The sequence below is a fragment of the Saccharothrix sp. CB00851 genome, from assembly GCF_001905065.1.
Classification (GTDB): domain Bacteria; phylum Actinomycetota; class Actinomycetes; order Mycobacteriales; family Pseudonocardiaceae; genus Actinosynnema.
The window spans coordinates 413,963-433,960 of record NZ_LWLC01000034.1 but is presented as its reverse complement, the minus strand read 5'-3'; the positions used below and the strand labels follow the sequence as shown (position 1 = coordinate 433,960).

Annotated in this window: 21 protein-coding genes; 6 read left to right on the top strand and 15 right to left on the bottom strand. The window is 71.4% G+C overall.

Annotation, left to right across the window (positions count from 1 at the left end):
* Nucleotides 1-22: 22 nt before the first annotated feature.
* The gene (locus tag A6A25_RS30845; RefSeq protein ID WP_073896120.1) at nucleotides 23-1,585 is read left to right on the top strand and encodes an alpha/beta hydrolase; all 1,563 of its coding nucleotides are present in this window, start codon (nucleotides 23-25) and stop codon (nucleotides 1,583-1,585) included.
* Here the strand turns inward: A6A25_RS30845 and A6A25_RS30840 are convergent, their stop codons facing one another.
* Both A6A25_RS30840 and A6A25_RS30835 read right to left on the bottom strand, forming a co-directional pair.
* The gene (locus tag A6A25_RS30840) at nucleotides 1,586-1,867 is read right to left on the bottom strand and encodes a DUF4287 domain-containing protein (protein WP_073896118.1); all 282 of its coding nucleotides are present in this window, start codon (nucleotides 1,865-1,867) and stop codon (nucleotides 1,586-1,588) included.
* A 9-nt stretch (nucleotides 1,868-1,876) separates the two neighbouring features.
* Nucleotides 1,877-2,488 carry an MmyB family transcriptional regulator gene (locus A6A25_RS30835; protein WP_380733783.1) on the bottom strand — a complete coding sequence of 204 codons (612 nt, stop codon included), beginning with the start codon at nucleotides 2,486-2,488 and terminating at the stop codon, nucleotides 1,877-1,879.
* Nucleotides 2,489-2,608: 120 nt separating this feature from the next.
* On the opposite strand from A6A25_RS30835, the gene A6A25_RS30830 reads away from it, so the two are divergent.
* Complete coding sequence (locus A6A25_RS30830) at nucleotides 2,609-3,358, top strand: SDR family oxidoreductase (protein WP_073896117.1); 750 nt, start codon at nucleotides 2,609-2,611, stop codon at nucleotides 3,356-3,358.
* 27 nt (nucleotides 3,359-3,385) lie between these two features.
* Here A6A25_RS30830 and A6A25_RS30825 read toward each other — a convergent pair whose 3' ends face one another.
* The gene (locus A6A25_RS30825; protein ID WP_073896115.1) at nucleotides 3,386-4,198 is read right to left on the bottom strand and encodes a TetR/AcrR family transcriptional regulator; all 813 of its coding nucleotides are present in this window, start codon (nucleotides 4,196-4,198) and stop codon (nucleotides 3,386-3,388) included.
* A gap of 58 nt (nucleotides 4,199-4,256) precedes the next feature.
* On the opposite strand from A6A25_RS30825, the gene A6A25_RS30820 reads away from it, so the two are divergent.
* The 3 genes from A6A25_RS30820 (at nucleotide 4,257) to pip (ending at nucleotide 8,062) form a co-directional block, all read left to right on the top strand.
* The gene (locus tag A6A25_RS30820) at nucleotides 4,257-5,945 is read left to right on the top strand and encodes a right-handed parallel beta-helix repeat-containing protein (RefSeq protein WP_073896114.1); all 1,689 of its coding nucleotides are present in this window, start codon (nucleotides 4,257-4,259) and stop codon (nucleotides 5,943-5,945) included.
* 228 nt (nucleotides 5,946-6,173) lie between these two features.
* Nucleotides 6,174-7,028, top strand: a complete 855-nt coding sequence (gene panB, locus A6A25_RS30815) for a 3-methyl-2-oxobutanoate hydroxymethyltransferase (protein ID WP_073896112.1) — start codon at nucleotides 6,174-6,176, stop codon at nucleotides 7,026-7,028.
* 92 nt (nucleotides 7,029-7,120) lie between these two features.
* Complete coding sequence (gene pip / locus A6A25_RS30810; protein WP_073896110.1) at nucleotides 7,121-8,062, top strand: prolyl aminopeptidase; 942 nt, start codon at nucleotides 7,121-7,123, stop codon at nucleotides 8,060-8,062.
* On the opposite strand, the gene A6A25_RS30805 is transcribed toward pip, so the two are convergent.
* The 12 genes from A6A25_RS30805 to A6A25_RS30750 all read right to left on the bottom strand — a co-directional run bounded on the left by A6A25_RS30805 (nucleotide 8,052) and on the right by A6A25_RS30750 (nucleotide 19,146).
* Nucleotides 8,052-8,801 carry a helical backbone metal receptor gene (locus A6A25_RS30805; protein WP_073896108.1) on the bottom strand — a complete coding sequence of 250 codons (750 nt, stop codon included), beginning with the start codon at nucleotides 8,799-8,801 and terminating at the stop codon, nucleotides 8,052-8,054. The genes pip and A6A25_RS30805 overlap by 11 nt on opposite strands.
* Nucleotides 8,801-9,469, bottom strand: coding sequence for an NADPH-dependent F420 reductase (gene npdG / locus A6A25_RS30800; protein ID WP_073896106.1), 669 nt, complete (start codon nucleotides 9,467-9,469; stop codon nucleotides 8,801-8,803). Before npdG ends, A6A25_RS30805 begins: the two co-directional genes overlap by 1 nt.
* Nucleotides 9,470-9,521: 52 nt before the next feature.
* On the bottom strand, nucleotides 9,522-9,770 hold the full coding sequence (locus A6A25_RS30795) for a TetR/AcrR family transcriptional regulator C-terminal domain-containing protein (RefSeq protein WP_143193504.1): 249 nt from the start codon (nucleotides 9,768-9,770) through the stop codon (nucleotides 9,522-9,524).
* The gene (locus A6A25_RS30790) at nucleotides 9,767-11,176 is read right to left on the bottom strand and encodes an RNB domain-containing ribonuclease (RefSeq protein ID WP_143193503.1); all 1,410 of its coding nucleotides are present in this window, start codon (nucleotides 11,174-11,176) and stop codon (nucleotides 9,767-9,769) included. Before A6A25_RS30790 ends, A6A25_RS30795 begins: the two co-directional genes overlap by 4 nt.
* 20 nt (nucleotides 11,177-11,196) lie before the next feature.
* Nucleotides 11,197-11,385, bottom strand: a complete 189-nt coding sequence (locus tag A6A25_RS30785; protein WP_241828992.1) for a hypothetical protein — start codon at nucleotides 11,383-11,385, stop codon at nucleotides 11,197-11,199.
* Between the two features lie 37 nt (nucleotides 11,386-11,422).
* On the bottom strand, nucleotides 11,423-11,950 hold the full coding sequence (locus A6A25_RS30780; protein ID WP_073896100.1) for a hypothetical protein: 528 nt from the start codon (nucleotides 11,948-11,950) through the stop codon (nucleotides 11,423-11,425).
* Between the two features lie 12 nt (nucleotides 11,951-11,962).
* The gene (locus tag A6A25_RS30775) at nucleotides 11,963-12,964 is read right to left on the bottom strand and encodes a C40 family peptidase (RefSeq protein ID WP_143193502.1); all 1,002 of its coding nucleotides are present in this window, start codon (nucleotides 12,962-12,964) and stop codon (nucleotides 11,963-11,965) included.
* A gap of 1 nt (nucleotide 12,965) precedes the next feature.
* Nucleotides 12,966-13,574 (bottom strand): hypothetical protein, encoded by a 609-nt coding sequence (locus A6A25_RS30770; RefSeq protein ID WP_073896098.1) that lies wholly within the window; start codon nucleotides 13,572-13,574, stop codon nucleotides 12,966-12,968.
* Nucleotides 13,574-15,478 carry a hypothetical protein gene (locus A6A25_RS30765; protein ID WP_073896096.1) on the bottom strand — a complete coding sequence of 635 codons (1,905 nt, stop codon included), beginning with the start codon at nucleotides 15,476-15,478 and terminating at the stop codon, nucleotides 13,574-13,576. Before A6A25_RS30765 ends, A6A25_RS30770 begins: the two co-directional genes overlap by 1 nt.
* Before the next feature lie 73 nt (nucleotides 15,479-15,551).
* Nucleotides 15,552-18,368 (bottom strand): ATP-binding protein, encoded by a 2,817-nt coding sequence (locus tag A6A25_RS30760; RefSeq protein WP_073896232.1) that lies wholly within the window; start codon nucleotides 18,366-18,368, stop codon nucleotides 15,552-15,554.
* Between the two features lie 25 nt (nucleotides 18,369-18,393).
* Nucleotides 18,394-18,867: a hypothetical protein gene (locus A6A25_RS30755; protein WP_143193500.1), complete on the bottom strand. Its 474-nt coding sequence runs from the start codon at nucleotides 18,865-18,867 to the stop codon at nucleotides 18,394-18,396.
* A gap of 3 nt (nucleotides 18,868-18,870) precedes the next feature.
* Nucleotides 18,871-19,146 (bottom strand): hypothetical protein, encoded by a 276-nt coding sequence (locus A6A25_RS30750; RefSeq protein WP_053721548.1) that lies wholly within the window; start codon nucleotides 19,144-19,146, stop codon nucleotides 18,871-18,873.
* 383 nt (nucleotides 19,147-19,529) lie between these two features.
* Between A6A25_RS30750 and A6A25_RS30745 the strand changes: the two genes are divergently transcribed.
* Complete coding sequence (locus A6A25_RS30745) at nucleotides 19,530-19,874, top strand: hypothetical protein (protein ID WP_073896094.1); 345 nt, start codon at nucleotides 19,530-19,532, stop codon at nucleotides 19,872-19,874.
* Nucleotides 19,875-19,998 lie beyond the last annotated feature (124 nt).

The window sequence follows — 19,998 nt, the reverse complement described above, 5'->3', positions numbered from 1 at the left end:
GAGTCACACCTACGATCGGGATGTGCGCCGTCGGATGATGCTGTTCCTCGCCCTCCCGCTCCTCGCCTCGTGCACGAGCGTGCTGCCCGGCTCGCCCACCGCCGGTACCGCGTTGGAGCAGAGAGGGCCGGCGGGTGCCGTGCCCGCCGGGTTGGAGCGGTTCTACGGCCAGCAGCTGGGCTGGGAGGACTGCGCGCCGTACGCGACGACCGGGACGACGACGTCGCTGTTCAAGAACAAGAAGTCGATCGAGTGCGCCCGCCTGGAGGTGCCCCTCGACTACAGCAAGCCCGAGGGCCGCACGATCAAGGTCGGCCTGCTGCGGCAGCGCGCGAGCGGCGACCGGATCGGCTCGCTGATCATCAACCCGGGTGGTCCGGGCGCGTCCGGCATGGCCTCGGCGGCGGCGATGGGCGCGCAGGTCAAGTCGTCGCCGGTGGGCGTGCGGTTCGACCTGATCGGGTTCGACCCGCGCGGCATCGGGGCGAGCGAGCCGCAGATCAGGTGCCTGACCGACGCCGAACGCGACGCCGACCGGCTCGACACCGACATCGACACGTCACCGGCGGGCCTGGCGCAGACCGAGGCGGAGAACAAGGCGTACGCGGACAAGTGCGCGTCCGTGACCGGCGTCGAGGTGCTGGCCAACGTCGGCACCCGTGACGTCGTGCGCGACCTGGACGTCATGCGGTCCGCGCTCGGCGACGAGAAGCTGACCTACCTGGGCTACTCGTACGGCACGCACATCGGCGCGGCTTACGCGCAGGCGTTCCCGGGCAACGTGCGGGCGCTCGTGCTCGACGGCGCGGTCGACCCGACGCAGAACCAGGTGGAGTCGCTGATCGCGCAGGGCGCCGGGTTCCAGAAGGCGTTCGACGCGTTCGCCGCGTGGTGCGCGCCGCGGCAGGACTGCGCGTTGGGCAACGACCCGTCGAAGGCCAACCAGGTGTTCCGGGACCTGACCCTGCCGCTGGTGCAGCGGCCGGTGGCGGTGGGCGAGCGGAAGCTGTCGTACAACGACGCGATCACCGGCGCGATCCAGGCGATGTACTCGGAGGAGCTGTGGGCGCCGCTGAACACCGGGTTGACGGAGCTGAAGAACAACCGCGGTGAGGTGCTGCTGCTGTTGGCGGACAACTACTTCGACCGGGACAAGGAAGGGCGGTACTCCACGATCACCGACGCGTTCGTGGCGGTGAAGTGCGTGGACGAGCCGCGCGTGACGGACAAGAACGTGCTGAACGACGTGGCGCGGCGGTACAAGGCGGCGGCGCCGTTCCTGGACGACGGCCAGCCGCCGGGCGCCGCGCTGGACGCGTGCGCGTTCTGGCCCGTGCCGCCGAGCGTGCAGGAGCACAAGCCGGTGTCCGGCCTGCCGCCCGTGCTGGTGATCTCGACGACGGGCGACCCGGCCACGCCGTACGAGGCCGGGGTCAGCCTGGCGAAGGAGTTGGGCGGCGGGCTGCTCACGTTCGAGGGCAACCAGCACACCGTCTACTTCCACGGCAACGACTGCGTGGACGAGGCCGGGCACGCTTACCTGATCGAGCTGGAGCTGCCGGCCGAGGGCACGCGCTGTTCCTGATCAGCGGTGGGCGAGGCCGTCGATCCGCAGGGTCGTGGAGTCGTCCCGGTGGGCGCCGGTGCTGCCGACGTGCTTGTCGCTGATCGTGGTGCCGTTCTTCAGCACGTGGTAGAGCGCCATGCCGTGACCGCGGCCCAGGTCGTAGTCGTCCTTCAGCCACTGGAGGACGACGCCTGCCTTGGTGGTCGCGTCGTAGCCGCGGTCGCCTGCCTCGGCCAGCAGCTCGGCCGGGGTCTTGCCGGTCTTGCGTTCGATGGTGTCGAGGTACGCCTGGAAGGACATGCCCTGAGCCTAAGACAAGACAGTTTGTCTTGACAAGAGTTTTTGTCGACTCAGATCGACAGCAGCTCGGAACCCTTGAACAGGTGCAGGCAGCTCTCCGGACCTTGCAGGCTCATCCGGAGGCTGCCGTCTTCGGACACAACTTGAGCGCTCTCCTCGAACGCCAAACCCCACGCGACAGTTGAGGTCCTCCGGCTGCAGGTCGTCGAAGCCGTACAGCGCCCCGGCCAGCGGGTTCCAGGCGAGGATGTCCGTGCGGCGGCCCATCACGAACGCGGGCACGTCGTCCATCATGTCCACCAACCGCCGCAGGCCCGGCCGGACGCGCTGGGGCGCGGGGCGCTTCGCCGGTGCGGGACGGACCAGGTTGCGCAGGTGGGCGCGTTCGGTCTCGTCCAGCCGCAGCACGCGGGCGACGGCGTCGAGCACCGAGTCCGACACGGCCGGGGTGCGTCCCTGTTCGAGGCGCATGTAGTAGTCCACGCTCACGCCGGCCAGCAACGCCAGTTCCTCGCGGCGCAGGCCGGGGACGCGCCGTCGACCACCGCCGGGCAGGCCCACGTCGTCGGGCCGGACGCGCGCCCGGCGGCTGCGGAGGAATTCGCCGAGGTCGTGGTTCACCTCTCCAGTATGGCCGCGATCGGGGTCCGGAGCCTGGGTACCGACAGTCCTAGGGAACGGCGCTCCACAGGCTGAGCAGAGCCTCTGGTACCAGGGCTGACCAGGTCCAATGTTGTTGCCATGAGCTATGACCTGAACAACCGCACTGCTGTTGTCACCGGTGCCGCGAGCGGCATCGGCGCCGAGATCGCGCTCGTCCTCGCCCGTTCGGGGGCCAGGGTCGCGCTGCTGGCCCGTCGGGCGGAGCGACTCACGGACCTGGCCGACAAGATCACCGCCGAGGGTGGGCAGGCGCTCGCCGTCGCCGCCGACGTGACCGGTGACCTCACCGTGGCCGTGAAGGCGATCCACACCGCCTTCGGGCGGGTCGACCTGGTGGTCAACAACGCGGGCGTGATGCTCGCCAACCCGCTCACCGAAGGCCGGGACGACGAGTGGGACCGGATGATCGACACGAACGTCAAGGGCCTGCTGAACGTGACCAAGGCGTTCACCGCCGACCTGGTCGAGGCGGGTGCGACCGGCACTGCCGACCTGGTGAACATCTCGTCCATCGCCGCGCACCTGACGTTCCCCAACTACGCCGTCTACACCGCCACGAAGGCCGCCGTCACGCACCTGTCGGCGAACCTGCGCACCGAGCTGGGTCCGAAGGGCGTCCGGGTGACCAACATCGAGCCCGGCCTGGTGCACAGCGAGCTGCCCGACCACATCGACAACCCGGAGGTGTCGGCGCACTTGGCGCAGTGGCGGCAGGACGTGCCGCCTCTGGACGCGGCCGACATCGGTGACGTGGTCGGTTTCGCCACCAGCAGGCCCAAGCAGGTGAACCTGCGGCAGCTCATCGTGCTGCCGACCGTGCAGGTCTGAGGACGGCCGAGCCGCCCGCCGGTCGGCTCACGTCGACCGGCGGTTGCGGTAGGCGCGTTGCTGGCACGCCCGCGAGCAGTACGCGCGGGGCCGCCCGGACGCGGCTCGCGCCACCGGTTTGCCACACACTTGACAGGTTTCATCACGCTTTACATCACGCTTTTCGATCAGCAGCTCGATGCCGTCGAGCACCCGCGCCAAGCCGAACCCGAACGAGTCCGACTGGTCGAAGCCACCGGTCTCCCACAGCCGGGTCAGGGTCGGGTAGCGGTCGAAGTGGGCGTACAGCGTGTCCCGCGCGCCCCACCACTCCTCATCGCTGACACCCGTGCCGCGTTCCGCCCGCGCGGCCTCGACCAGCGCGGACGCCTCGGCGTCCACCAACCGGCCGACCAGCCCGACCGCCGCGACGACCTCGGCCGGTTCCAGTCCGGTATCGGCGAGGATGCCCAACGCGTGCTCGTAGTGCGCCAGGGCGTTGGGACCGGGCACGGACCGAGCGGGGACCTCGGCCAGCCAGGGGTGGAGTTTGCGCAGCTCCCAGGCGTGCCGAGCGAACACCTCCAGGTCCGACCGCCAGCCACCGCCCGTCACTTCGGGTGGGTCGCCGAGCACGGCGTCACGCATGAGGTCGACCAGGTGGTCGCGGCCCGGCACGTGCCGGTACAGCGACATGGTGGTGAAGCCGAGCCGTTCGGCGACCTTGCGCATGGACAGCCCGGACAGGCCCTCCGCGTCGGCCACCTCGACCGCCGCGCCCACGATCGCCGCCAGGCTCAGCCCTCCCCGCCCGTCCCACAGCAGTTCGACCGAGCGGTCGGGATCGCCCGTTTTCCCCATCACGCCTCCATGGTATACCTCTTGCTGTTTACGGCATAAACAACCTTGGGGACTGCTCATGACCGATTTCCACGTCTCCCCTGCCGGGGACGACTCCGCCGCCGGCACGGCCGACCACCCGTTCCGCACGCTGGAGCGTGCACGACGCGCCGCCCGGGAGGTGGGCGGTGACGTCACCGTGCACCTCAGGGCGGGCACGCACGTGCTCACCGAGCCGTTGGAGCTGACCGAGGAGGACTCCCGGGTCGTCTACCAGGCGTTCGGCTACGGCACCGACGCGCGGGAGGAGGTCGTCGTCAGCGGCGGGCGCGAGGTCGCCGGGCGGCGGGGGCCGGACGGCGTGTGGGTGGCCGACGTCGGCGACCTGGTCACCCGCCACCTCGTGGTGAACGGGCGGCGGGTCGAACGGGCCGGCGTGGACGGGCTGCCCGGCGCGGTTCGCCGCACGGCCACCGGCTACGCCACGGACGCCCCGCTGAACTGGCGCAACGCGTCGAGCGTCGAGTTCGTGCACCGGGGCGTCTACCCGTGGACGGAAGCACGCACGGCGGTCGCGTCCGTCAGCCCGGACGGCGAGATCACGATGGCGCAGCCCGCGTTCGGCTGGGCCGTGGACGTCTACAACTCCGAGTGGTTCGGCCAGACCATGTCGGGTCCGCCGGCGCCGACCAGGGTGGAGAACGACCCGACGTTCCTGACCGGGGGCACGTTCGCGCTGGACCGCTCGCGGCCCGGCAGGCACGCCCTGCACTACCTGCCCCTCCCGGACGAGGAGCCGCACGTCGTCGTGCCCGTGCTGGAGGTGCTGGTGCGGGCCACCGGCGTCCGGGACGTGGCGTTCCGGGGCGTGGTGTTCGCCGACACGACGTGGCTGCGGCCGGGCAGTGACCGGGGTTTCCTGCACTACCACTCGAACGGCTACTACGACGGTGGCCGGATCGGGAAGGTCGAGCCCGCCGAGGGCGCGTGGCTGACCGTGCCGGAGGAGACGGAGCAGATCCCGGCCTGCGTGCGGCTGGACGGGACGACCGGGGTGCGGTTCGAGGGCTGCCGGTTCACCAGGCTGGGCGCGACCGGGCTCGGCGCGACCGGCGGCGCGGACCTCGTGGTGCGCGGCTGCGACTTCGACTCCCTGGCCGCGTCCGCCATCGCCGTCACCGGCACGCGGAAGGCGCTGGTGGAGGACAACCTGGTGCGGCACGTCGGGCTGGACCACTCCGGATCGGCCGGGATCACGTTCCTGGACACCGAGGACTGCGTCGTCACGCACAACCACGTGCACGACGTGCCGCACAACGGCATCGTGGCCGGTCCGTCGCGCGGCGGCACCAGCGTCACGCGCAACCTCGTGACCCGGACCATGGGTGTGCTGGCCGACGGCGGCGGCGTGTACCTGTCCGGCCCGCAGGGTTCGGCCGACCACGGGGCCGTGATCAGCGGGAACGTGATCGAGGACACCCGCACGCCGTACAACTTCGGCCTCTACACCGACTACGGGGCCACGTGGGTGGAGGTCGAGGGCAACGTGGTCGCCCGCGCGGACAACACCTCCGTCCTGCACGTCTACCCGCCGTTGGAGCACGTCACCTACCGGGGCAACTTCTGGGACGCCGACCCGGTGGGCAGCGACGCCGTGCCGGACGGCGTCACCTACGAGGGCAACACCACCATCACCGACCCGACCGACCTCGCCGCCGCCACGGCGGAGATCCGGGCGCGGGCGGGACTGCTCACGCCGAGGGCCTGACGACTGCCGGGCGGTCCGCCCGCCGTGCCGCGGCAGCCCCGGGAGGGGCGGTCGGGCGGGCGGCACCGTACTCCTGATCAGCCGGGCTCGCGAGGTGGTGGGCGAGGCATGTGAAGCGTCTCGCACTCCGCGCAATTCGCCCGGTGTCGGTGTCACGCTGGTCGGGTAACCGTGCAACAAGGCCCGGGGACCCGCGACGGAGCAGGCCCCGAGGGAGGACGGTCGACGATGACCTCGACAGAGGTAACCGCACCCTACGGCAACGGGGCGGGCAGCGCCCCCACCGGCAAGAAGGTGCGCATCCACCACCTGCGGGAGATGAAGGAACGCGGCGAGCCGTGGCCCATGCTCACCGCGTACGACATGTACACCGCGGAGCTGTTCGACGAGGCGGGCATCCCGGTGCTGCTGGTCGGCGACTCCGCGTCCAACAACGTCTACGGCTACGACACGTCGCTGCCGGTGACCGTGGACGAGCTGATCCCGCTGGTCCGGGGCGTGACGCGGTCGGTGAAGCGGGCGCTGGTCGTGGCCGACCTGCCGTTCGGCTCCTACCAGGTGTCGGTGGAGCAGGCCGTGGCGACGGCCGTGCGGTTCATGAAGGAAGGCCGCGCGCACGCGGTGAAGCTCGAAGGCGGGAAGCACTTCGCACCGCACATCGAGGCCATCGTGCGGGCGGGCATCCCGGTCATGGCGCACATCGGCTTCACCCCGCAGAGCGAGCACCAGCTCGGCGGCTACCGGGTGCAGGGGCGCAACGACGCCTTCGACTCGGTGGTCGAGGACGCGCACGCCGTCGAGGCCGCAGGCGCGTTCGCGGTGGTGCTGGAGATGGTGACCAGCGAGGTCGCCAAGCAGATCACGCACGACCTGCGCATCCCCACCGTCGGCATCGGCGCGGGACCGGACACCGACGCGCAGGTGCTCGTGTGGCAGGACATGATGGGCCTGCGCCGGGGTCGCGCGCCGCGGTTCGTGAAGCGGTACGCCGACGTGGCGGGCGTGATGAAGTCGGCGGCGGAGCAGTTCGCGGCCGAGGTGAAGGGCCACCAGTTCCCCGGCCCCGAGCACACCTTCCACTGATCGTGTGAACGTCGTCGCCGCGTCGGCCCTCCGGGGTCGGCGCGGTCCGGCGTTGATCCACTCGGGGCGGGTTCTCGGGCAGAGTGGTGCGCATGTACCCCGAGACCGAACCGTACGACCAGGGACTGCTCGACGTCGGTGACGGCAACCGCGTCTACTGGGAGGTGTGCGGCAACCCCTACGGCAAGCCCGTGGTGTTCCTGCACGGCGGGCCCGGTGGTGGTTGCGCGCCCGTGCACCGCAGGCTGTTCGACCCGGCCGCGTACCGGATCGTGCTGATCGACCAGCGCGGCTGCGGGCGGTCGGTGCCGCACGCGTCCGATCCCGACGCGGACCTGTCGGCCAACACCACCTGGCACCTCGTGGCCGACCTGGAGAAGGTCCGCGAGCACCTCGGCGTCGACCGGTGGCAGGTGTTCGGCGGGTCGTGGGGGTCGACGTTGGCGCTGGCGTACGCCCAGACCCACCCGGACCGCGTCACCGAGCTGGTGCTGCGGGGCGTGTTCACGTTGCGGCGCAAGGAACTGGACTGGTACTACGGCGGCGGCGCGGGTGCGCTGTTCCCGGAGCTGTGGGACGAGGTCGTGGCGCGCGTGCCCGAGGGCGCCGACGTGATCGAAACCTACGGGCGGCTGCTGGCCGACCCCGACCCCGCCGTGCACGAACCGGCCGCGGTGGCGTGGAGCGTGTGGGAGGGGTCGACGGTCACCCTGCTGCCCCGGCCGGAGCTGGTGGAGGCGTTCGCGCAGCCCCGGTACGCGGTGGCGTTCGCCCGGATCGAGAACCACTACTTCCGCCACGCCGGGTGGTTGGAGGAGGGGCGGCTGCTGCGTGACGCGGGGAAGCTGGCGGGCATCCCGGGCGTGATCGTGCAGGGCCGCTACGACCTCGCGACCCCCGCCACCACGGCCTGGGACCTGCACCGGGCGTGGCCGGGGTCGGAGCTGGTGATCGTGCCGGACGGCGGGCACGCGTTCGACGAACCGGGCGTCCTGCGGGCGTTGCTGGACGCGACGGACCGGTTCAGGGCCTGAGCGCCGCTTCGAGGGACGCGCGCGCTGCCACCAGCGACGGGCCGTACCAGGTCAGGTAGCGGCCCGAGACGTGGACCGGGCGCAGGCCGGGGAAGAACTGCGGGCCGTCGTCCGGGGTGAACAGGTACGGCTCGTCGGGCAGCACGACGATCTCGGCGTCCTGGAGTTCGGCCAGGTCGGGGCGTGGGTAGCGGTCGGGGTGGTCGGCGAAGGCGTTGACCACCCCCAGGCGCAGCAGCACGTCCCCGGCGAACGTATCGCGCCCCAGCAGGACCCACGGCTTGCGCCACACCGGGATCACCGCGCGCGTCCACGGCGGCGTCACGTCACGCCACAGCCGTTCGGCCTCGACCAGCCAGTCCGGCTCCACGTCCCACGCCGTGCCGAGCAGGCGGCGCAGCGAGCCCAGTGCGGCCGGCACGGTGGCGGGCGCGGCGGTGACCCACACCGGGATGCCGTCGGCGCGCAGCCGTTCGACGTCCTCCGGCCGGTTCTCCTCGCTGTTGGCCAGCACCAGGTCCGGCCGCAGCGCCAGCACCCGGTCCACCTTCGGGTACTTCGAGCCACCCACCCGGGTCACGTCCAGGTCCGGCGGGTGCGTGCAGTAGTCCGTGACGCCGACCAGCTCGGCCTGGCCGACGGTCGCGACGGCCTCGGTGAGCGACGGCACCAGGCTGACCACGCGCTCCGGCGGGCCGGGCAGCGGTACCGGCTCGCCGAGGTCGTCGACCGGCAGCATCAGATGTCGGTGATCTTGAGGCCGGCGTGCGCCTTGTAGCGCCGGTTGATCGCGATGAGGTTCGCGGTGAACGCCTCCACCTGGTGCGCGTTGCGCAACCGCCCGCCGTAGACGCCGCGGAAACCGGGGATCGTCTCGGCCAGCGCGCGGACCAGGTCGGTGGCCTCGCGGTCGTCACCGAGGACGAGCACGTCGTTGTCGACCCGTTCGATCGACAGGTCGGCCAGGTTGACCGCGGACACGTGGTGGAACGCGGCCGTGACGCGGGAGTCCGGCAGGAGCGCGGCGGCCTGCTGGGCGGCGCTGCCCTCCGGCACGGGCAGCGCGAACGGGCCCTGCTTGTCGAAGCCGAGCGGGTTCACGCAGTCGATCACGACCTTGCCGCGCAGCGGTTCGCGCAACGACGCCACGGTGTCCGCGTGCCCGTCCCACGGCACGGCGATCAGCACCACGTCCGCCTGCGTCGCGCAGCCCTCGTTGTCCGCGCCGCTGACGTGCCCGACACCGGTCTGGGACCGCACCTCCTCGGCCGCGGCCTCGGCGCGTTCGGCGTTGCGGGACCCGATGACGACCTTCAGGCCCGCCTTGGCCCACCGCAACGCCAAGCCCTTGCCCTGCGCCCCGGTGCCGCCCAGCACCCCGACGGTGAGCTCACGAATCTCAGTCACCCGGCCATCACATCACAGCCGAACGGGCCGAGCCCGCCGATCGCGTGCGTGATCACAGCCGGTCGAGCCGGAGGGCCAGGCCGTCCAGCAGCGAGCGCAGGCCCAGCTCGAACAGCTCGTCCAGGTCCAGGTCGTAGCCCTCCGCGGCCAGGGTGGTGAGCATCCGCGCGAACGTGGGGTAGCGGCCGGACCCGACGATCTCGCCCATCGCGGGCGCCTGGCCGTCGAGCCACTCGTCTTCGGACAGCCCGGACGCGCCGAGCGCCTGCCGCTCGATCTCGCTCGACGCGTGAGGCGTCACAGCCGTTCGAAGACGACCTTCCGGCGCTCCGGGTCGGCCTGCACCAGGCGCACCGCGATCCGCTCGCCTTCCGGCAGGTCCTCACCCGTGCAGCGGCCCATCACGGGCGGTTGGGCGACGAACACGTCGGCCCCGTTCGCCTCCGCCCGCAGCACGACCGCCTCGAACGACTGGCCGACCCGGTCGGCCAGCACCCACGCCTCGACCTGGTCCAGGCACGCCCGGTCGACCTTGCCCGCCAACGCGTCCGAACCGCCCATCAGGCCCGGCAGCAGCGGCAACGCGCTGGTCAGCCACTCGGGCACGTCCTGCCCCGCCGTCACGGCCAGGCACACCTCGGTGGCGAACCGGTCCACCAGCCGGCGCAGCGGCGCGGTCACGTGCGTGTACGGCGCGGCCAGGCCCGCGTGCGTGGAAACGGCGGGCACCTCGCCGTTGAACGCCGTGTAGCCCGCGCCGCGCAGCAGCCGGGTCGCGTCCACGAACAGCGCCAACGACTCCGGCCGGCTCGGGTCCAGGCCCGCGAGCAGCCGCGCCGGGGTCACCCCGTCCGGCCACGGCACGCCCAGCGCGTGCGCGGACCGCCGCAACGCTTCCACCGCGCCGTCGTCCGCGTCCGGCAGCGTGCGCAGCACACCCACCTTCGCGGTCAGCATGATCTTGGCCGCGGACATGCCGGTGAGCAGCGAGACCTCGGCGTTCCAGGCGTCCACGTCGGCCCGCGGCCGGACCACGAGCTTCCAGTCACCGTCACCGTTGGGCACGATCTCCTGCTCCGGCAGCTGCAACTCGACCGCGCCGCGCTCGGCCGCGCGTTCCCGCCGAAGCCGGCCGAAGTCGGGCAGCGCCTCGATCGACGGGTGCGGCGTGCCCGCGTCGAACTGCGCCTGCACGCCCTCGTAGTCGAACTGCGCCGTCGACCGCACCATCGCCCGGCGCACCCGCACCTCGGTCGGCTCGCCGTCCGGGCCGCACTCGAACGTCCACAGCACCGACGGCCGCGTCTGACCGGGCAGCAGGCTCGCCGCGCCCTCCGACAGCACCGGCGGGTGCAGCGGCACGTTGCCGTCGGGCAGGTACAGCGTCTGGCCGCGCTTGCGCACCTCGGTGTCCAGCGCGCCACCGGGCACCACGAACGCGCCGAGGTCGGCGATCGCGTAGTGCACCCGGAACCCGGACCCGACCCGCTGCACCAGCAGCGCCTGGTCCAGGTCCTTCGCGCCGGGCGGGTCGATGGTCACGAACGGCAGCCCGGTCGCGTCCTCGCGGTCGTCCCGGCCGACATCGCGCGACACCGCGGCCTGCGCCTCGGCCAGCGCCTCGGCGGGGAACTCCCCGGGCAGGCCGAACTCCGTCCGGATGCCGCCGAAGTCCAGGTCCGCTCGGCCGGTGCGGATCACTACCATGGGTGCACCCTAAGCCGGCCTCAGCGCTTGCCCCACTCCTTATCGGCTTTGTCCTCGGCTTTCGTCCGCTCCCGTGCCAGCTCCAGCGCGCGCTGCGCGGTGGCCTCGTCCGGGTAGGGGCCCATGCGGTCCCCGCCCCGGCAGCCCACACCGTGCTCGACCGTCCGGTGGGTCAGGCAGTAGTACCAAGCGTTCGGGTCAGAAGCCATGAGCCCAGGTTTCCATGCGCGGGTGCGCATGTCATGTTCACCACTGGGGTGGCTGGGGCGCCTGCACGGGCACCGGACCCGACTGCGGGTACGTCGGCTGCGGCACCACCGGCGGCTGGGGGAAGCCGCGCGGCGGGGTGTTCTGGTTGGCGTTGGCGTACTCGCCCGGGATCGGGTCGAGCACCGACACCAGCACCGTGCGGTGCTCCGGGTCGTCGATCAGCGCGCCGCCGCGGTCCCGGTAGACCAGCTCGCCGTCCGAGTCGATCTCGACGATCGCGCCGACCTCGGCCAGCTGGTCCTCGTCCAGGTCGACCAGCCGTTCCACCCGCGACGGCACGACCCGGTACACCGGCCAGTTGAGGTGCGCGTACGTGCGGTGGAAGTCGGCCAGCAGGTGCGCCATCTGCTGCTGCCACGGCAGCGGCATCGCCTCGACCAGCGACCGCGGCAGCACCGCGTAGGACTGGTCGGTGCCCGGCGGCCGGGTGTTGAGGTAGTCCCGCGTCGGGGTGCTGGACGCGGGCGGCCCCGCGTGCCGCTGGATGGGTTCGTGGTTGAACACCGTCGTGCCTCCCTACACGCCCGGCCGGACGGCCAGCGGCATCAACTCGTGGTAGTCCCAGTTGATCTTGCTGATCTTCACCACGTCACCGGTCTGCGGCGCGTGGATGTACTCGTCGTCGCCCAGGTACATGGCCACGTGGTGCACGGTGACCGGGTTGGCCGGGTTGGTGGCCCAGAAGATCAGGTCACCGGCCTTGGCCTCGCGCACCGGCAGGTACGCGCCACCGGACATGTACTGGTCGTTCGCCACCCGCGGGATCTTCACGCCCGCCTTGGCGAACGCCTTGACCAGGATGCCCGAGCAGTCCCACGCGTCCGGGCCGTTGCCGCCCCACAGGTACGGCTCGCCCAGCTGCTCCTTCGTGAACTCGATCGCGGTGCCCGCCGCGTTCGACGCGAGCAGGTAGTCGCCGACGCTCTCACCGCAGCCCGCCGGGTCGCTGACGTCGCCTTCCTTGCTGATCAGGAACGCCGCCATGGCCTCCCAGTTGTGGTACCGGTCGGGGAACGCCGACCGCTCCACGTCCTGGGCCGAGTCACCCGGCCGCTGCTCCTGCCAGTCCGGCAGCTTGAGCAGCACGTCGTAGAACTTGTTGATCGCGTAGTGCGGGTCGGTGACCTGCTGGGGCGTGCCCCAGCCCATCGACGGGCGCATCTGGAAGATGCCCAGCGAGTCCCGGTCGCCGTAGTTGAGGCTGCGCAACCCCGACTCGGTCATGCCCGCCTGGATCGCGATCTGCCAGGCCAGCGGCGGCAGCTTGCGCTCGCGGCCGATGGAGATGATGTTGGCGACGGTGGTGCGCTGCTCCTCGGTGAGCCGTTCCGCTTCCTTGCGGCCCTTCTCCTCGCCGCCACCGCCCCACGGGCCGATCGAGGCGTTGCAGCTCGCCATGCGGATGTTGGCGGCTTCCTCCGACGGGGTGTTCTCGCTGAGCACGGTGGACACGCCGTTGGTCACGGTCACGGCGACCACGGCCACCACCGCGACGACCACAAGCCCGATCTTCAGCATGTCACCCCACCTTGGTCCACTCGGTCACGACCCAGCCCTCGGGCAGCTTCGCCACCGTGACGATCAGCCTGCCGTCCTCGAGCTTCGCCTCGAACTCCGCCGAATCGGTGAACGACTTGATCGGCTTCACGGCCTCGTCGATCACCGCGGGCACGTTCGCCGGGTCGACGGACTCCAACCGGGGGAACACCTCGTCGGCCGTGTGCTCCTCGAGCCCGGCCAGCCACTGCTCCTTGGTGGTCTTGCCCGGCTCGAAGCGGCTGAACGCGTCCACCCACATGTCGGCCCGCAGCTGCGCGTTGGCGTTGACCGGTGCCGAGGTGGGCGCGGCCGTGGGGCTCGGCGCCTTGGTCGGCAGCGGGGTGGACGTGACGGTGGGCAGCACGCCGATCTGGCTGCCGCCACCACCGTCGGTCCTGGTGGTGGACGTGGTGCCCGCCGTGTTGCCGGTCTGGCGCGGCTTGATCGCGTTCGGGATGACCACGCTGATCGTCGTGACCAGGACGACCACGCCGACGATCGCGGCCACCAGGTGCCGGGGCGAGCGCAACGGCCAGCCCCACAGGCGTCGGTACACGGCCGCCCGGCCGCGATTGGTGCGGATCGGCATCAGCTGTCCCTGACCTCAAGCCCGCGTGACGGCCGGTAGATCACGTGGACCTGCCGTCCCGCCACGACCTCCGTCTCGGCCCGCCGCGGCCCCGGCACGGAGGTGGGCGAGTCCACGAGCCGACCGTTCACCCGTGACGGCACCAGCACCGCGTCGTCCAGCCGGTCGTAGTTCCGGTCGGCAACGGGCGGCGCGTCGACCACCCGGGACCGCCCGGACGGCAACGCCGCCTGCCCGCCGTACCCGCCGGAGGGCAACGCCGCCGCACCGTTGCGACCGGTGCCGCCGACACCCAGCTCGCCCACGCTGTTCCCGGCCCGGTCCAACCGCTGCGCGGTCGCCGCCACCGGGTTGGCCGCCTCGGGCCGCACCCGCCGCCGGTCCCGCTGCGGCACCTCGGGCCCGTCCGGGTCCGTTTCGCGCACGGTGTCCCAGAACTCCTCCTGCGGCGAGGACCCTTCCTTCTTCTTCCGCAGCCGCGACAGGATCCCGCCGCGCATCGGCAGCGCGTTGCCCACCGAGCCGACCGACATCTCCACCATCTGCCACATCCGGCGCATCGGCTTGGCGGCGATGAAGAGGACCACCGTCAGCATCAGCCCGAGCAGAGTCCTGGCCAGCAACGACAACCCGGTGGCGCCGAAGATCGCCTGGAGCAGCCACGCGTGCACGCCCGCCAGCACCGCGAGCAGCAGCACGTTGAACACCGTCACGGCCGCCGCGCGGGCGACCTTGCGCAGCAGGTCGTGGTGGATCAACGCGACCAGGCCGATGAGCGGACCGGCCAGCGTGAGGACCCGCAGGAGCAGTTGCGCCAGCAGCACCGCGGCCTTCGCGAACATCTGGAACAGCGAGAACGCGACCGCTTGCAGCAGTGACAGGAACCCGGCGCCGGTGCGGCCGCCGTCGTCACCGCTGAAGTAGCCCTTCGCCGGGCCGAGCTGCGCGTAGATGTTCTTGTACTCGGCCTTCTTCGCGTCCAGCGCGGCCTGGTCGCCGTCCTTGTGCTCGGCCAGCTCCTGCACCGTCCACGCCTGCGCGGCCAGCAGCCGCGGGCCGAACTCCGTCGCTTGCGGCGCCTCGGGCGTGCCGAACTCGCCCCGCAGCCAGCTCTGGTAGACGACGGTGTCGTGCAGCTGCGACGGCAGCACGTCGAGCTGGTCCTTGCCCTCGTCCACGTCGACGAACCCGGCCTGGATCTCCGACGTCCTGGTGACCAGGGTGCCGTCTATCAGGTTGTAGAACTGCGGCAGCGCGAGCGTCGAGGACGCCAACCACATCGCGGCCAGCGCCCACAGCCCGCGTTTGCTGATCGACGCCAGGTCGCCCTGCCAGATCTGGCGGAACATCAACACCGCCAGGATCAACGCGATCAGGCCGAACCAGCGCAGGTAGACGTTGTCGTAGACGCGCTGGACGCCGCTCTTGACCGCCTCGTCCAGCGGCTGCAGCAGACCCTGGCCGACGACCGTGTAGTGCAGGGCGTTCGTCGCGCCGACGATGTTCTTGGCGACGTTGAACAGCTCGTTGCCCATCCAGGTGTCCAGCACCGGGGTGGCGTTGGGCACCAGGCACTTCTCTTGGTACGTGTGCCAGACCATGCCCGCGTACCCGTGGTTCAGGTACGGCGTCTCCGGCAGGCCGTTGCCGATCGGCGGGTCGATCGCGCCGACCATGCCCGCCCCGGGGCGTTCGGGGTTGGGCGCTTCACCGCACGGCGCGGCGCTGGCGGGCGTGGCGCCGATGACGACCTGGAGGCCGACGATCGCCACCACCACGGCCATCGCGCGCCAGCGGGCGCGCGCCGGTCGGCCGTGTGCCACCGCGTGCTCTTGAGCGTGTCTGAATCGCCGTCGCGCATAGAGCGCGACGGCGACCAGCGCCACCAAGAAGAGGGTGCTCATGCACGCACCTCGTCAGGGCTCGGTGCGGCAAGCGCACGAAGCACTGTGTTCAACGAATCGCTCGCGAGCTCGCTCATGCGCGACCTTCCCGGCCCGTCCGGCGGTTTCCTCCCTCGCCGTGCGCCGAGTCGACCAGCTCGTCGACCAACCCGACCTCCAGGTCGGCGGCCAGCTCGTCGTCGTACTCGTCGGTGTACTGCTCGGCGTACGCGAACGGGTCCTGCGGTGGGGAGGAGACCTCGACCTCGGCCGGCTCGGCGCCGTCGCGCAGGGCGTCCGGGGTGGTGTCGAGGGCGTTGCGCAGGTGCTCCAGGTGCGGCCCGGAGAAGTCGATGCGGATCCGCTCCACGCCGCCCGCGCCGTCGCCGAAGATGAACTGGCGCGGCGCGCGGTCGCGTTCGACGTTGGTGCGGACACCGCCCGGCCGACGGCCCAGCGACGCCACGACCTGCTCGTAGCCCGCCCCGACCGGGACCTTCAGCAGCCGCAACGCGTCCGCCTGGGCCTGGTCGTCGTCCAACCGGCCCACGAACACCGAGTCGAGCAGCGTCACGAAACCCTGGATCTTGAGGAAGTCCGCCGGGATCTGGGACGACAGCAGCACGCGGACGTTCCACTTGCGGGAGTCGCGGGCGAAGCGGTTCATCAGCACGCGGCCCGTCGGCACCTCGGACAGGAAGAACGCCTCGTCGATCCAGACGCCCTTGCGCAGGTCCTTCGGCCGCTCGTAGATCGACCGCTGGGTCAGCCACGCGGCGAGGTTCAGCATCTCCACGCCGAGCGCTTCCGCGTCCGTCCAGTGCTCGCGGCCGACGCCGTCCTTCGGCAGGTTCAGGCCCGCCATGGTCAGCACGGTCAACCGGTCGTCCCGCACCTCGTTGTACGGGTCCGCGTCCTGCTCGGGGATGAGCAGCGACATGCGTTCCCGCATCTCGTCGAGGAAGTCGGCGACCACGACGGCGTGCTCGTGGTGCTCGCTCGAATCACGCCGCAGCGCCTCGAACACCATGCCGGGGTGGGCGTCGGGCCGTCCGCCGACCGTGCGGACCGCGCGCAGCAGCACGATCCTGGTCTGCGGCAGCCGGGCCACCTCGAACGGCAGCAGGCCGGACAGCACGTCCAGCACGAGGCGGCGCCGGGTGGCCGCGGCCAGCGCGCGTTCCCGCCGCCACGCCCGTTCCGGGTCCTCCTCGTCCACGAAGTGGTCCAGTTGCGGCTCGGCCACCACCCGGTACGGGTTGAGGATGCCCGCCTGCGCGTTGAGCAGGTTGATCGGCCGGGCGTACGGCTTGAGCTCGGGCAGCTCGCACAGCGCCGCCAGCGGGCCGGAGGGGTCGAGCAGCGTCCAGTGCGCCCCGGCCCGCAACGTCTTGTAGACGATGCCGCCGCCGAGGAACGACTTGCCCGCGCCCAGCCCGGCGACCATCGCGGTCAGGCCGGACGAGTCGCGCAGCTCCTGCGCCATCCACGGGTCCCACGCCACCGGGCGGCGGGTCGCGGTCACCGTCTCGCCGAGCAGGATGCCGCGCCGGTCGCCCACCTCGGCCGTCGCGGTCGGCACCGCGGACGCCGCCCACAGCACCGAACCGCGGCGCAGGTAGGCCGACGACGACAGCGGCTCGCCCGGGATGAACTCCCGCGCGATCGCGTACTGCGCCTCCGGGTGCTCGATGGCGACCTTCGGCTTGTAGAGGTCGAGCAGGCCCTGCGCCAGCCGCAGCGCCTCGCGCTCGGTCGGCCCGGACACCGCCAGGCGCCACCAGCTGCGCACCCGCGTGCCCAGCGCGGTGAAGCCCGACGTCATCTCGTCGTCGATCTCCAGCACCCGGGACGCCTGGCGCGCCAACGACTGCGGCGGGTCCAGCTCGTGCTCGTCGGTGTAGTGGCGCACCTGCGAGCGCACCTTGCTCATCTGCCGCTGCAGCTCGCCGGAGACCTCTTCGGGGCGCCGCACGTAGATCCGCGCCGACCACTCCACGGCGGCGGGCAGCCGGTCCGAGCGCTGCACCCACGGGTCGTCCTGCTCGGGGATCTGCAGGCCGTGCATCAGACCCACGGTGAGCACGGCGACGTGCCGCTTGATGCCCGCGTTCGACCCCGTGCGACCGCGCACCGTCACCGTCGGCGAGTAGGGCTCCTGGTGGAAGTCCGCCGCGTCGGTGAACGACGCCAGGTCCTCCGGCTCCCACGGCGCGCCCGGCACGGCGGGCATGTTGCGCGGCGCGGGCAGGCCCAGCGAGCACGACCGGTGCATCAGCCAGGACATCTCCTCGGCCGTGGCCGGGCGCCCTTCCAGGCCCGCGGAGCCGATCACCTGGTCGAGGTGGTCGATCTCGGACTCGATCGCGACCAGCTCGGCGTCCACCGCGTCCGGGAAGACCTTGCGCAGCACGGGCGCGGCGCGTTCGACCGCGCGGTCCATCATGTTGCGGGTCTGCACCTGGACGCCGAGGTAGACCTCCTTCTCCGCCATCGACCGGCCCATCAGCTGCTGCTGCTCGCCGACCATGTAGTCGTCGAAGCTCAACGTGCCGGGGGTGTCGGGCAGCCGGCGCACGGCGTTGTGCACGTGCGCCTCGGCCCACATCCGGATCGGGTACGGCCGGGTCGTCACGCGCAGGTGCATCCAGCGGCCCTGCAGCTCGGCGTACTGGCCCGCGATCGCCGCGATCAGGTCCTGGCGCTGCGAGTCCGACCGGAACGACCAGCGCTGCGGCGCGAGCTTGTACCAGGCGTACACCTCCTGGCCGGTGCGCAGCAGGTGGCCGTCGATGCTGCGCGCGGCGATCGACGGTGTGTAGCTCGGCACGGACTGCTCGCCCGGCAGGCGGCGGCCGCGCTTGCTGTAGACCTTGCGGTCGTCGCGCGCGGCGGCGGCGTGCTGCGCCACGTGTGCGGCCGATCGTCGGTCACGGTCACGCCGGCGTCCGAACACCGCGCACCTCCTTCTGACGGCGGTCTTGCTGCCCACGGTGCTGGGATCGGGTGGGGGCGCTCGCGCGTTTCGCCCCCTTCTTGTGACGTTTGCGCGGGCGTTCCGGGTTGACCCGGATCCGCGCCGCGCTGGCCGCGCCGCCACGGCCCGCCGTGGTCTCCCGCGGCGCGGTCAGCTCGCGCACCCACATCGCCATGACCGACGACAGCGGGCGCTCGTGGCTGATCCGCGAGCAGATGAACCTCGTCAGGGCGATCGTGATCACGAAGCCCCAGCCGGTGTTGATGAAGTCGAAGCCGAAGCCGACCTGGCGCTGGACCGCGGTGACCAGCAGGAAGACCACGATGCCGACACCCCACGCGACGTACCGCGCACGCCACGGGAAGGTTGCTCTGGGCGGGCCGAGCCAGACGGCGTCGACCCGGTAGACCTCGTCGTCAGTGCGTACCCGCAAGGGTCACCCGCCGGTGAACAGGCCGGCGATCCACTGGCCGATGTTGGCGCCCGCGTTCGTGGTGACGGCCAGACCGATGATCGCCAACGCGATGATGACGCCGCCCAGGCGGCGCATGACCCCGGCGTTGTCGCCCTTGCCTCCGCCGAGCCAGAGCAGCAGCACCGCGACGGTCAACAAGAGGAGGGGGACCAGGTTGTCGAGGATCCACTGGCGCACCCCGCCTGTGCCCAGGGCGGGCGGCTGCTGGGCGAGTGTTACCAGGGTCATGGCGGTCATCTCGTACTCCTGAGTACGCAGGACTTCGCCGGGCGGGCCGAGGGGTGCCCGTCCGGTTGGTGCGCTATCGAGTAGAACACGTCTTCGTCACGAGGTGTATCGGTCGGCTAGCGGTGGGTAGATCAATAACCGTTCCCCTGGCACTCGATTACGTCTAATCTGACCACAGCCATCATCGTTCGGGGGGAGCCGGTGGAGAACCGACGTCCCCGGATTCTCCCGATTGCTGAGATAGTTCACCCGACTGCGAACCCCCTGGTCACGCACAGTGTGCACGACCTCCAGCCCACTTCTCGCCGGCCACGTCGACTCCCCCGTCCGGCCGAGCGACGGGCACCCGAACGGTCCGCAGGCCGGAGTGACGACGCCGAGGAGGCTCGCCGATGACCCAGCCGCCCGAGGCCGTGCCCGAACCAGCCGACGGAGTGAACGAAATCACCGTCTCCGTGACCGTCTCGGGCAGTGATCAGGTTACCGGGGTGGACCGGCAAACCGGGCGGCGGGTGCAGCGGACGGTCAACTTCGACCAGGACGTGCTGGAGCGGGCGCGGGCGGCGGCGACCTACCTGGCGGCGTACGAGGCGGAGGCCGGCGTGCGCAGCCTGGCCGACATCGTGAACCCGGCCGTCGAGGCCTACGTGGCCGAGCTGGAGCGCCGCTACAACGGCGGCGCCGCGTTCCGCCCGGTGTTCCGCATGCCACCGGGCCGCCCCTCCCGCCGCACCTGACCGCGCGTGTCCTACGTCCAGAACGCGTGTGTCCTACGTTCAGAACGCGCGTGTCCTACGTTCAGAACGCGCGTGTCCTACGTTCAGAACGCGTGTGTCCTACGTTCACGTACCCCGAGTTGAA

Excerpts from the sequence above, each read along its gene's own strand:
- panB (WP_073896112.1), top strand. The coding sequence starts at position 6,174 with ATGACCTCGACAGAGGTAACCGCACCCTACGGCAACGGGGCGGGCAGC.
- A6A25_RS30775 (WP_143193502.1), bottom strand. The coding sequence starts at position 12,964 with ATGCTGAAGATCGGGCTTGTGGTCGTCGCGGTGGTGGCCGTGGTCGCC.
- A6A25_RS30785 (WP_241828992.1), bottom strand. The coding sequence starts at position 11,385 with ATGGCTTCTGACCCGAACGCTTGGTACTACTGCCTGACCCACCGGACG.
- A6A25_RS30820 (WP_073896114.1), top strand. The coding sequence starts at position 4,257 with ATGACCGATTTCCACGTCTCCCCTGCCGGGGACGACTCCGCCGCCGGC.
- A6A25_RS30750 (WP_053721548.1), bottom strand. The coding sequence starts at position 19,146 with ATGACCGCCATGACCCTGGTAACACTCGCCCAGCAGCCGCCCGCCCTG.
- A6A25_RS30840 (WP_073896118.1), bottom strand. The coding sequence starts at position 1,867 with ATGTCCTTCCAGGCGTACCTCGACACCATCGAACGCAAGACCGGCAAG.
- A6A25_RS30790 (WP_143193503.1), bottom strand. The coding sequence starts at position 11,176 with ATGGTAGTGATCCGCACCGGCCGAGCGGACCTGGACTTCGGCGGCATC.
- A6A25_RS30745 (WP_073896094.1), top strand. The coding sequence starts at position 19,530 with ATGACCCAGCCGCCCGAGGCCGTGCCCGAACCAGCCGACGGAGTGAAC.
- pip (WP_073896110.1), top strand. The coding sequence starts at position 7,121 with ATGTACCCCGAGACCGAACCGTACGACCAGGGACTGCTCGACGTCGGT.
- A6A25_RS30825 (WP_073896115.1), bottom strand. The coding sequence starts at position 4,198 with ATGGGGAAAACGGGCGATCCCGACCGCTCGGTCGAACTGCTGTGGGAC.
- A6A25_RS30830 (WP_073896117.1), top strand. The coding sequence starts at position 2,609 with ATGAGCTATGACCTGAACAACCGCACTGCTGTTGTCACCGGTGCCGCG.
- A6A25_RS30805 (WP_073896108.1), bottom strand. The coding sequence starts at position 8,801 with ATGCTGCCGGTCGACGACCTCGGCGAGCCGGTACCGCTGCCCGGCCCG.
- A6A25_RS30770 (WP_073896098.1), bottom strand. The coding sequence starts at position 13,574 with ATGCCGATCCGCACCAATCGCGGCCGGGCGGCCGTGTACCGACGCCTG.
- A6A25_RS30765 (WP_073896096.1), bottom strand. The coding sequence starts at position 15,478 with ATGAGCACCCTCTTCTTGGTGGCGCTGGTCGCCGTCGCGCTCTATGCG.